At 29.2% G+C, this 12,273-nt stretch carries 9 protein-coding genes; 8 read left to right on the forward strand and 1 reads right to left on the reverse strand.

Annotated features, from left to right (window positions below):
* Nucleotides 1-304 precede the first annotated feature (304 nt).
* The 4 genes from T483_RS0111925 (at nucleotide 305) to T483_RS0111945 (ending at nucleotide 4,588) form a co-directional block, all read left to right on the forward strand.
* Nucleotides 305-1,102: a ribonuclease H family protein gene (locus T483_RS0111925; RefSeq protein WP_026887059.1), complete on the forward strand. Its 798-nt coding sequence runs from the start codon at nucleotides 305-307 to the stop codon at nucleotides 1,100-1,102.
* Nucleotides 1,103-1,402: 300 nt separating this feature from the next.
* Entirely contained in the window at nucleotides 1,403-3,217 is a 1,815-nt protein-coding gene (locus T483_RS0111935) for an SEC-C metal-binding domain-containing protein (RefSeq protein WP_026887060.1), read from the forward strand.
* Between the two features lie 284 nt (nucleotides 3,218-3,501).
* The gene (locus tag T483_RS0111940; RefSeq protein WP_026887061.1) at nucleotides 3,502-3,786 is read left to right on the forward strand and encodes a GNAT family N-acetyltransferase; all 285 of its coding nucleotides are present in this window, start codon (nucleotides 3,502-3,504) and stop codon (nucleotides 3,784-3,786) included.
* Between the two features lie 259 nt (nucleotides 3,787-4,045).
* Entirely contained in the window at nucleotides 4,046-4,588 is a 543-nt protein-coding gene (locus T483_RS0111945; RefSeq protein ID WP_026887062.1) for an NADH peroxidase, read from the forward strand.
* 407 nt (nucleotides 4,589-4,995) lie between these two features.
* Here T483_RS0111945 and T483_RS29060 read toward each other — a convergent pair whose 3' ends face one another.
* Entirely contained in the window at nucleotides 4,996-5,928 is a 933-nt protein-coding gene (locus T483_RS29060; RefSeq protein ID WP_051560363.1) for a helix-turn-helix transcriptional regulator, read from the reverse strand.
* A gap of 111 nt (nucleotides 5,929-6,039) precedes the next feature.
* Between T483_RS29060 and T483_RS0111955 the strand changes: the two genes are divergently transcribed.
* The 4 genes from T483_RS0111955 (at nucleotide 6,040) to T483_RS0111970 (ending at nucleotide 12,121) form a co-directional block, all read left to right on the forward strand.
* Entirely contained in the window at nucleotides 6,040-6,447 is a 408-nt protein-coding gene (locus tag T483_RS0111955; RefSeq protein ID WP_026887063.1) for a pyridoxamine 5'-phosphate oxidase family protein, read from the forward strand.
* Between the two features lie 962 nt (nucleotides 6,448-7,409).
* Nucleotides 7,410-9,821: an EAL domain-containing protein gene (locus tag T483_RS0111960; RefSeq protein ID WP_035790127.1), complete on the forward strand. Its 2,412-nt coding sequence runs from the start codon at nucleotides 7,410-7,412 to the stop codon at nucleotides 9,819-9,821.
* Nucleotides 9,822-9,962: 141 nt separating this feature from the next.
* Complete coding sequence (locus T483_RS0111965) at nucleotides 9,963-10,724, forward strand: EFR1 family ferrodoxin (RefSeq protein WP_026887065.1); 762 nt, start codon at nucleotides 9,963-9,965, stop codon at nucleotides 10,722-10,724.
* 221 nt (nucleotides 10,725-10,945) lie between these two features.
* Complete coding sequence (locus T483_RS0111970) at nucleotides 10,946-12,121, forward strand: SAM-dependent methyltransferase (protein ID WP_026887066.1); 1,176 nt, start codon at nucleotides 10,946-10,948, stop codon at nucleotides 12,119-12,121.
* Nucleotides 12,122-12,273: the final 152 nt, after the last annotated feature.

Raw genomic sequence — 12,273 nt, forward strand, 5'->3', positions numbered from 1 at the left:
AGCGATTTCTCCTTACAAAAATTAACTAAGCCTAGTTTGCGTAAAAATAGCTATGTTATGCATAAGTATATTTCTTAGTTGGGTTATCTATATAGTTCTTCAAAATTTAAATGTTTATTTTTATGAAATTCTATGTTATTATTTGGGTATCCATAGTGTTTATCATCCGTGTATGTTTTTCTTTAGCGATTAAATCATAACACAGAGCAGTTCACTGTGGATTTTTTGCTAGTTAAATTTGATTTTGCAACAAGTCTAAAAATATAAATTTATAATGAGAAATTTATCTTAAGGAGTAACTTTTATGAAAATGATGCTTTTTACACTAGAAATAATAGATGAACAAAATAATAACTATAAAATTAAAGTCAGTAATGGCACAGACAGCTCCTTTGTAGAATTTAATCCTTTGAAGAAAGAACTGAATTTTATAGATAATAACAATTTAAGTGATTTTTTTAAAGGTCAGGAATATCAGTTTAGAAAAATGTTACATAATAAACGTATAGATACTTACTATGTAGGGTTTAAAGTAAAAGTAGTCATAAGAGAAGATAAGGATGTAGCTGCTTTTAATGATAGAAGTAAAATTTTGGTTTTAGATAAACGGAATAATAGTTATGATAGTTATGCAATAGAAGAAAATAGTGCAGAAGAAAGAATTTATAAGATTTATACAGATGCCAGTTATTTTGAAAAGAAAAATCATGGTGGATTTGCATTTATAATAGAAGACTTAACAGGAAATTATAATTTATATACAGAAAAAGTGAAAGACATAGGAAGCAGCCAAGCTGAACTTGAAGCAGCTATAAAAGCTCTTGAATTATTAAAAGACGTTGAAAAAATAAGAATAATAACTGATAGCCAATATGTTAGAAAAGGACTTACGGAATGGTTACCTATCTGGAAATTGAATGATTTTAAAACTATTAATGGAGAACCAGCTAAGAATATAGATAAATGGCTTAGTTTTGAGAAGGCTTGCAGTGAAAAATATATTGAATTTCAATGGGTAAAGGCACATTCTAATCATTTTGAAAATTCTCTCTGTGATATGTATGCTAAAGATATAGCTACTAAAAATTCGAACAATTGTTAATAATTATAAAGAACTAAAAACGCTTTGGAGTTGGGGATTTCTTATGCATATTCTTTTTTAAGCGTATGTGAGAAAATATGGCGAGGAAATATATTTTCATTTTTATTCTCTTTTAAAACGTGTTCTTCTGAATCAGCCTTTTCCATAATTTATAATCCCAAGGGGCACAATGCCCACAGATTTCATTCCAATATAATTTCCTAAAGAATAAAAAATTTGCAGACAAACATAATCTTAGTATATAATTGTGCATGTTAGAATTTTATATAGTGATTATATTATTTAAGAGGAGATTTAGTCGTGCAAGGTAGATGTTATTATTGTAATAAAGAATTAACTGAAAGAACAATTAAAAGACATACGAAGAGTTGTTCAGAAATGAAAAAAATTATTGAAGAAAAAATGAAATATACCAAAGGGGTAAGAGATCAATTTATAATATCCATGAAAGATAAATATAATCCCGGTTTATATTGTATTTATGTTTCAATAGATGCAAATTTGCAACTGCAGCATTTAGATAAATTTATAAGGGATATATGGGTGGAGTGTTGTGGACATTTAAGTGCATTTTATATTGATAAAGAAGTATATCATGATAATAGTGATGAGCAATACGAGATGAATTTTCATTTAAAAGATGTATTAAATATTAATAAAAAGTTCGAATATGAATATGATTTTGGTTCGACTACTTATTTGACTTTAGAAGTTGTAGATGTGATAAAAGTTCCAAGTGAATTTAGTCAAGTAGAAATTATTGCTAGAAATAATCCAGAAGAAGATAAGTCTAATAATAACTCTCCTAGAGATGGTGTTTGTGGATATGTAGGAACTAAAGATGCAGAAGCTGAATATTTGCCTGGTAATAACAAGAAATACAAGCTTAATAATAAAAAACCAATACATAACAATGATGCTTTTGCGGCTTTTGACTATTCTGAACAATCAATAGAGAATGGCTTATTAAAAAATTATAATAAATTTACAAATAGTTTTATACATACGTTTTTTAAGGAAACATATTCATTTGATTTAGAAGAATTGATTACGCCATATCCTAAAAAAGAAATTTGTAGTTTAGCAGAGAATATCGGTTTGAAATTATCATCTAATTTGAATAAAAATGAGGTAATTGAAAGATATATTAGCGAATACGAGAATTCTATTAGAAATAAAATAAATGTATTTAATGATGATATGTATAAAATCTTATTAAAATACATTAAAAATAGTGGAATAATTTCTGTTTCTGATAATGAAGCAGAGAATTATGCAGATAAACATGCTTTCTTTATGAATGAAGGGATGATTTTTCCATGCTTAAAAGATAGAAAGCCAATTTTATTGATGCCTGAAATAATGCAAAACATTGTTAAACAAAGTGATACGTTGGAGTTTAGAAAGTTAATGAAGAAAAATAGCGAAATCACGAATATCTTTAGAGGTATGATTAAGCTATATGGTGTTCTTTATTTTGAGGATGTTAAAATTCTAATGAAAAGATATGAGAATATAGAGGATTCGATGTTGTTATCTATATTAGAAGAAGGATCTTTTTATTATAATAATGAATATTATGGTGTAATTGACGATGATGGAAAAATTATATTTGTAAATGTAGAAATAGAAGATTATGAAGAAGTATTAAATGATATAGATAATGATTTGGATTATTCTATGAATAGCAAAGAGAATCTAATATCTATGTCTAATGAAGATTATTTGGAAAAAAGCAATATTGGCAGGAAATTTTCAAAAGAATTTTCGGAAATGTTTTTAGTTGATAAAGATGATACTGCTGGAACCATGAATATGTTGGCCTTGGACATACAATACAGAAGTTCTGAAGAAATATTTGAAGACATAATAAATGGAATAGATGTAAAAATTGACAAGGAAGATGAAGCCAGAGTATTTAATATTGTTAATAAATTTATTAAGAATATACCATTATGGAAATATAGAGGCGCAACTATAAATGAAAAAGAAGGAAATAACAAAACAATTGAAAGCAAAAAAGAGATTGGAAGAAATGATCCATGCCCATGTCAAAGTGGAAAGAAATATAAGAAGTGTTGTGGAAAGAATGGAAATGTAATTCAACTATTTTAGCAAATTTTAGGTATACCAATAAATGATGGATGCAATTTTGTATACTTTTGCTTTTAGATAAATATATTAATACTATTTTAAATAGAGTATTAGTAATAAGGGTTTATTAAAGATAGACCCTTATTTTTTATTTTACGGAGAGTAAATAGTAAATTAAAAAAATCTAAAAATTCAACATTAAAGTGTTATTTGACTATGATATAATATTGTTGTGGATATATAAGGTATTAATAATGAGTTTTTGTAAAATGAATAAAATCATGGAAAGAGAGGTGTTGTATATTATGGATGATATTAAAAAGGGATTAAATAAATTCTATATTGGAGAAACGGAAGAAAATGCTTTAGCAGAAGTAATATTGAGTGATATTAGTGAGGATGTAATAAAAATTGAGCATACTTTTGTGGGGGAAAAGTTGAAGGGCAAAGGGGCAGGCAAACTTTTAATAAGGAAAGTTGTAGATTTTGCGATAGAAGAAAATAAGAAGGTAATACCAGTATGCGTTTTTGCAAAAAAGGAATTTGATAAAAATAAAGAGTATGAGAGTGTATTATATAGAAATGTTTAATTGGAGCTAAAGATGTAGTATATGCAGAATGTTCTTAAGAAAAAAATAAAATGATAAAGGATATTCTTTTGGATCGAGTCCAATTCTTTATAGCGGAAAGAGATAAAAAGTATATGTACATTATGCATAAAAAATGTAGAAATAAAGGTTATGAAAGTTAGAAAGAATAGAAGGAAAAAAGGATATAGATGTTGAAATATATATAATAAGGTAATAAACCTAATAAAAATTTATTAAAATATTAGTGAGGAGAGAATTTATGAAAAAATTTGTTTGTACAGTGTGTGGTTATATTCATGAAGGAGAAGTAGCGCCAGAAAAATGTCCAGTGTGTGGTGTAGGATCAGACAAGTTCATAGAACAAAGTGGAGATTTAGCTTTTGCTGATGAACATATAATCGGAGTTGCTAAAGGCGTTGATAAAGAAGTAATCGATGGATTACAAGCAAACTTTATTGGAGAATGTACAGAAGTTGGAATGTACTTAGCTATGTCAAGACAAGCTGATAGAGAAGGATATCCAGAAGTTGCAGAAGCTTATAAGAGAATAGCATTCGAAGAAGCAGAACATGCTTCTAAATTCGCTGAATTACTTGGTGAAGTAGTAGTAGCAGATACAAAAGCTAACCTACAAGCTAGAGTTGATGCAGAACATGGTGCATGTCAAGGTAAAAAAGATTTAGCAACACTTGCTAAGAAATTAAACTTAGATGCAATACATGATACAGTTCATGAAATGTGCAAAGATGAAGCTAGACATGGAAAAGCGTTTAAAGGATTATTAGATAGATATTTTGGATAAGCCGACCATATATACTTTGGTGGATAACAAAGCTCCTACAAACCTTTGCAAATAAAGGGTTGTGGGAGCTTTTTATGTACCAACTCTATGTACGCAGCACACGGATTGAGGAACGAAGGTATATGCAATATAGGTTAATATTTTTGTAGGTTTTGATAAATCTCAATGGAAACTTGTTGGAAACTTTCTTAAAATAAGGGGAAAAAGGTTACTAAAGGGAAAATTCCTATGGAAAGGACTTAAAAACCAGCAATAGCAATGGGTACAGCGATATATATACAATATAAGGACACCACTTCAGGTGTCCTTATTTGCTAAAGCGGTTATGCATAATATTATGCATGGAGGTTTAAATTGTTTACTTCGAACCTCCATACGCAATATTTATGCACAGTTCTTGAACCTTATCATTCAGTATAAAGCATTGCCATCTTTGCCGATGTTTCAGCAATATACTGCCGTATATGTAAGGGACTGATACATTCACATTTGTCACCCAAAGACAATATGGACTTGTAACCATTTAGATTGTCCATAATCATAAATTTTCCAGTATAATAGCCATCTTTAAAGGCTTCGATTATGCCATCTCCCCACAAGCTTACAATTTCTCTTTTAGAGGTTTCAGGAAAACGAACAGTCACTTCAACTAACTGCACTGTTTTCATTATGTCTTTATCAAAGGAGGAAAAGTCGATATATCGCGGCTCAAACTTCTTGCCTGTGATTGTTAAGTTTTCCATGCGGTAGAACCGAAAGGTACGCAATTCATTTCTCAACAGGCAAAAACCCTGCAAATACCAACTACTCTCCTTGTACAACAGTCGATAGGGTTCTACCTCTCTTGTAGTCAAATTGCCGTCCATGTTTGCATAATCTAATCGAATAAGCTGTCTGGTTTCGATTGCTTCCTTCAACATGACGTAATAGCGATATTGATGGGTATCCTGTTTCCGTGAGGACAAATCAATCGTTATCTGTTTCGTCTGCGCTTCTATCTCCGAAAGCTGTTCTTTTGGAATTAACCCTTTTATTTTTGTCAACGTATTTTTCATTGACGAACAGAAAAAGGCTGAATTTGCACCTCCCAGTGCAATAATCAAAGCTGATAAATCAGAGGCTGTAAATAACCGCTTATCTAGCCTATAATTTTCCATAATACTTATACCACCAGTTGGTCCCGGCGTAGTGAAAACAGGAATACCTGCTTCACAGAGTGAGTCAACATCTCGATGAATCGTTCTAGTAGACACCTCAAAAATATCAGCCAGTTTAGATGCGGTCATTGTTTTATGCTCTAACAGCAGCATTGTTATTGAGAGCAAACGGTTTGTCTTCATTTTCTTCATCTCCATTAAAATAGTTTGTGATTATTATAAATTGTTGACATATAGATGTCAACGTTTTATGTTATACTACAAATATAACATAATGAAAAGGAGATTTAGAAAATGAATGAGGCATTAGATTTTATTAAATGCAATCCCATAGGGGAATTTGCAACTATTGGGCGTGATGGGAAACCAAAGGTTAGGCCATTTGGCTTTTACCTCGAAAAAGATGGAAACTTATGGTTTGTTACATCAGCTGATAAAGAAGTTTATCAAGAATTACTTGCTAATCAATATATCGAGTTTTGCACAAGAAGCCCACAAATGGCGTGGCTGCGTCTTAGAGGTGCAGTTGTTTTTACAGATGACATGGATATTAAAACCGAGATATTTAACATCGCTAAAACTTCTAAACAGCAATATGGCACTCCAGACAATCCTAACTTTAAGCCATTTTGCCTAAAACAAGCATCAGCAACCCTCTACAAGTTTGGAGCAAAGCCACAGGAATTTACTTTTAATATGTAACCTAAAACTAGTATTAACAACGTGCGGTAGATTATAAGCATTTAACAGTGCGTACAACATTTGATTTAGATAGATAGAAAATTAAATTACTTACACATAACTTGGTCGTTCACATTTTACCTCTGAACGGCCAAGCTTTGTATTCGCATATGTTTAATACGATAACACTCTGTGACTTGATATATTCGACAGTATAAAATGTACCGCCCTGTGCTTTGTATAGGTACAAGAGCCACATGAGGAAATAGAGTAATATAGATGTGTAAAACACAGTGTATTACTAAAATGCAGCCGTAAACCATTTTAAATAGCCATAGGTTCGTGATGAAGCTAGACATGGTAAAGCATTTAAAGGATTATTAGATAGATATTTTGCATAGAGAAAATATCTAAAGCTGCTAACCAAACACTCATAAAGGTAGATTAGGTAGAAATACTTAATCTACCTTTTTTATTTTTTCGTCAAAACCGTGCATGTATAGAAAGAATGCATTAATATATATGTTGCAATTAACAATGCACATATCACAATTAACAATTACGGCTAAAATTCTTGCAATATTTTTGGAATTATGATGAAGAATTATTTTTGCAGCATATATATGTTAAATTAATTTTAAGCTAAGAATATTATAGAATGTAGTTCAGAGTATTTAAAAGCTTGTAGATTATTAAATATATTAAAATATTTAAAATCAGTCAATTAAAAGCTTATATTAAAAAAATATGATATAATTACTTTATATCTTTAGTTGTTATTATTTTACAGTTAAATACAATTTTTGTTACGATAAAAACGTGCTTAAAGGTATGTAGTAGGAATTTATTAAGAATAAAAACCAATCATAATAGTTTGTTTATGAAACAAATGTTTTAAAGCGTAAAAAATCTTCAGCTTCAAAATCGCCTGCGATTTTGTTCCATTTTATACTGGAGGTGGTATTATTAAGACTGCGTTATTTATATTATTATTTTTATGTTGTATTTTTTATTTATTTTTAGGAATATACGGTTATAGAATGGATAAAAAATCAAAAACAAACCAGATATTTTTATATATATGTATCTGCTTCGGCCTTTGGTCAGGTGGATATGCAATGATGTTAACATCTGATAATATCAATACAGCATTTTTTTGGAGAAATTCTTCGGTTCTAGGGTATTGTTTTTTTAATGGACTTTGGCTATACTTTGCATATTTACTAAATAATACGGATGATTTTGAATATATTTCAATAATAAAATTTCTAGCATATGTTCCAACTACTATATTATTTATTGGAAATATTATAGTAGAACCATATTCAGCAATGACTAAGGAGTATTATGGCTGGATTGATGTGGCTCCAGAGTTGTTCCCCCAAATTCTATATATAATATGGGCGATAGTAGTAGATATTGCAGGTGTTATAGTATTGTATTTAAGAGGAAAATATTCTAAAAAGAATAGAGTGAAAAAACAAACTAAAGTTATTTTAATAACTTGTACATTAAGTATCATTATAGGCATAATTACAGATTTTGTTTTTCCTTTACTAGGGGTAACTATTTTTCCGTCAGCAGTATTAACAGGAACTATAGCTTTGGGTGGTATTTACTATGCAATAAACAGACACAGAATGATGGCAACGCCCCCGAGGTATATATCAGAATATATCTTTAACACTGTAAATGAACCGATTTTTATTTTAAATGAGGAATTCGTTATTCAAAATTGTAACATGGCAGCGTTAAATGTAACTAATTATAAAATTGAAGAATTAGAAGGAAAACTATTTAGTGAATTACTAGATAATGTTGATTTTGACTTAAATAGCATAATCAAAAATGCTTATAAAAAAAATATAGAGGTTAACCTGGACCATAAATATGGAGATAATATTACATGCGAATTGTCAGGTACAACTATATATGATGAATATAATGATATATTGGGTATATTAATATTGTTGCATGATATTTCAGAAAGAAAGAAAATATCTGAAATAGAAAAAAGCTATACTTTAAAATTAGAAGAAGCCAATATGGTTCTTAAAAATGAAATTCACGACAGAATAAGAGCCGAGAAGAAAATTAGACATTTTGTCTATTATGATCCTCTTACAGAACTTCCTAATAGAAAAATGATGCTGGAAAATCTTAATATGCTTTTAGAAATTAAAAATAATAGTTTCGCAATACTTTTCATAGATTTAGATGGATTTAAAAGTATAAATGATAATTACGGACATCAAGTTGGTGATAAAGTTCTCAAAAATGTCGCACATACATTACAAGGTATAATAAGTAATAATGATATAATAAGTAGAATTGGTGGAGATGAATTTGTAATTATACCAACTAATATAAAATCTATCACTTATGTCCAAGAAATTTCTGATAGGATTCAAAAAGCATTAAAAACCCCTTTTATTTATAATGAGGAAGCTTTAAGTGTTGGAGCCAGTATTGGCATAAGTATATTTCCTGAACATGGTAAGGATGCAGATACTTTGATTAGAAAAGCAGATGTAGCCATGTATGAAGTTAAGAAAAAAGGTGGTTATGATTATGCCTTATATTCATCAAAAATAAATGATGAATTTCTTGATAAAATCGATATCAAAGAGAAATTAAATAAAGCCATGAAAAATAATGAATTTATAATTTACTATCAACCAATTATAAGTTTGAGGTCAATGAAAGTTTTATATTCAGAAGCTCTTATCAGATGGAAGCAAGGTGATAAAATTATTCCTCCTGCAGAGTTTATTCCAATTGCAAAAAGTGTAGGTGAAATAATACCAATTGATAATTGGGTGCTAGAAAATGCCTGCAAGCAATGTGAAATGTGGCATGAGCTGGGAGGCAGTGATTTTAGTATTTCAGTTAATGTTTCTTATTCACAATTAAAGCAATCTGAGTTCGTATCAATGGTTCAAAATATATTGAATCATTACTCGCTTCCAGCAAGGTGCTTAAATATGGAGATAACTGAAGATGAGGCTATGGAGGATTCCGGTACAATTATAGAGATACTAGAAAAATTAAGAAAAATAGGCGTTAGAGTATCTTTAGATGATTTTGGTACAGGCTATTCATCTCTTAGCTATGTCAATAGACTACCTATTGATATGATAAAAATTGATAAGTCACTTATAGCTAATTTAGAAAAAGACTATAAAAGTGTAATGATTGTTAGATCAATAATAAATTTAGGACACAGCCTGAGTCTCAAGATTATTGCAGAAGGAATTGAAACACAGGAACAATTTAGAATTTTAAATGAACTTAACTGTGATTATATTCAAGGTTACCTAATAGGAAAACCAATGGAAGCATTAGAATTTGAGCATAGATTTATTAAAAAGGAAAATGAAATTATGAAATCATAAAAATTAGATGTGTTTTACTGAAATATGATATAGAAATAAGAGCTATCCGCATACTAAAAACGGATAGCTTCTTATTTGTATATGATGTATATTTGAGTTGTAAATTTCAAGTTATGGAATATTTATTAAGGAGATTTTTAAATGGAGACAACTATTTATTATTTTACTGGTACAGGAAATTCGCTGAAGATAGCTAAAGATTTAGGTGAAAATATCACCAATTGTCGATTGATACGTATATGCAAACGTAATATGAATATAAATGAAGTGACTTCTGAAAGAATAGGATTTGTTTTTCCTGTTTACTATAGAGGGCTTCCTAAAATGGTTGCAAACTTTATAAAAAACTTAGATGTTAATTCAGGTAAATACTTTTTTGCAGTAGCTAATTTTGGGAGCTATGCAGCACTAACCTTTGAGCAAATTGATATTATGTTAAGAAGTAAAGGAAAATCGCTTTCTGCAAATTTTAGTGTTGAAATGCCCGGAAATATGTGGTTTATGTATTATCCTCATCCGAAAGAAGATTTCATTAATCGAATGAATAATCAATCAAAGATAACAAGTCATATTGCAAGAATGATTAATAATAACTATGAAAATAATATTCCTATCATAAAAAACAGAGATAAAGAAGAAAAGATGTATGAAGATTTTAGCCCAAATAATATTGACAAAAGTTTCTGGGTTAGCGAGAAATGTATAGGCTGTGGCATTTGTTCTAAGGTATGTCCTGCTGAAAATATAGAAATTATAGAAACAAAACCTTCATGGAAACACCGATGTGAGCAATGTTTAGCGTGTATTCACTTATGTCCACAGACAGCAATTGAATTTAAGAAAGATTCAATAAATAAAGAAAGATATAAAAATATATTTATTGAAACGAAGGATCTCTTTTAAAATCTAGTTTCTTAAGCCTAAATTACAAAGGATACACTAGTTGTTTCGCTTGAACTTAGATAATTGGTACTAAAAATAATATTAATGCATACCATATAAGTAAATCTAAATGAAGAAACTCATATATATAATTGGAATTAATGATCTTCTAGACTATGCTTAATCATAAATTGAATATAGCATTACTAGTTGTTTTATTTTTTGTTTTCAGGAGGAATAATATGGATATTGATAAAATATTTTATAAAACATTATTTAAGAATTTGTTTAGTGATCCTGTAGAAATAAAATTTTGGGATGGAACTACTGAAAAATATTCAGAAGGAGAACCAGTTTTTAAAATCATTTTTAATGAACCAATTTCTAAAGCCGATATTATTAAAAATCCATCATTAGCCTTTGGAGAGGGGTACATGACTAAGAAAATAGAAATAGAAGGAAGTATTCAAAAAGCTATAGAATCTATATATAATAATCAGGATAGCTTTTTAAATAATAGTAACATGTATGCGAAATTGTTAAGAAAAGCTTCAAACAATATCAAACATAGTAAAGAGAACATTGAATTTCACTATGATATAGGTAATGATTTTTATAAATTATGGTTAGACGATACAATGACATATTCCTGCGCATATTTCAAGACCCCTAATGATTCATTAACACAGGCGCAAAAAAATAAGGTGGCACATATCCTTAATAAACTGGATTTAAAAGAAGGCGAGACTTTACTTGATATAGGATGTGGATGGGGTGAATTAATTATTTCTGCAGCTAAAGAATATAATGTGAAAGCTACTGGAATAACTTTAAGTTCTGAGCAATTTGCAAAAGTTAAAGAAAAAATAGATAATGAGAATTTGAAGAATCTTGTTGATGTCCAGCTTGTTGATTATAGAGGGTTAAAAGATAAAAAGTTCGATAAGATAGTTAGTGTAGGTATGCTGGAACATGTAGGAAAAGATCATATTACTGAATATTTTACGACTATAGATGGCTTATTAAATGATAAGGGATTATCTTTACTTCATTGCATAACATCAGTAACTGAAGGTGGAAATAATACTTGGATAGATAAATATATTTTCCCAGGTGGATATGTTCCATCTGTTTCAGAATTGATCTGCTCCATGTCAGATAAACATTTCAATGTAATTGATGTAGAAAATCTTAGATTGCATTATGAAAAAACGCTAGAACATTGGGCAAGTAATTTTGAAAATGCTTTGCCTGAAATAAGAAAAACGAAGGATGAAACATTTATAAGAATGTGGAGATTATATTTAAATGCCTGTGCAGCATCCTTTAACAGTGGAAATATTCATATACACCAATTTTTATTTGGAAAAGGAGTAAATAATAATTTACATTGGACTAGGGATTATATGTATAAATAATATTATCTAAAAGTTTTTGGCTATATTTTGTAATGAATTTTTTATTAGTATGATTCATTATAAGATATGGCTATATATATGTTTAAATTTACAATGCACATTTCACAGTTCACAATTACGGCTAAATTCTTACAATATTTTTAGAATTATGA

Origin of the sequence: Clostridium beijerinckii HUN142, from assembly GCF_000621745.1 — a bacterium.
GTDB lineage: Bacteria > Bacillota > Clostridia > Clostridiales > Clostridiaceae > Clostridium > Clostridium beijerinckii_A.

Excerpts from the sequence above, each read along its gene's own strand:
- T483_RS0111925 (WP_026887059.1), top strand. The coding sequence starts at position 305 with ATGAAAATGATGCTTTTTACACTAGAAATAATAGATGAACAAAATAAT.
- T483_RS0111940 (WP_026887061.1), top strand. The coding sequence starts at position 3,502 with ATGGATGATATTAAAAAGGGATTAAATAAATTCTATATTGGAGAAACG.
- T483_RS0111945 (WP_026887062.1), top strand. The coding sequence starts at position 4,046 with ATGAAAAAATTTGTTTGTACAGTGTGTGGTTATATTCATGAAGGAGAA.
- T483_RS29060 (WP_051560363.1), bottom strand. The coding sequence starts at position 5,928 with ATGAAGACAAACCGTTTGCTCTCAATAACAATGCTGCTGTTAGAGCAT.
- T483_RS0111955 (WP_026887063.1), top strand. The coding sequence starts at position 6,040 with ATGAATGAGGCATTAGATTTTATTAAATGCAATCCCATAGGGGAATTT.
- T483_RS0111965 (WP_026887065.1), top strand. The coding sequence starts at position 9,963 with ATGGAGACAACTATTTATTATTTTACTGGTACAGGAAATTCGCTGAAG.
- T483_RS0111970 (WP_026887066.1), top strand. The coding sequence starts at position 10,946 with ATGGATATTGATAAAATATTTTATAAAACATTATTTAAGAATTTGTTT.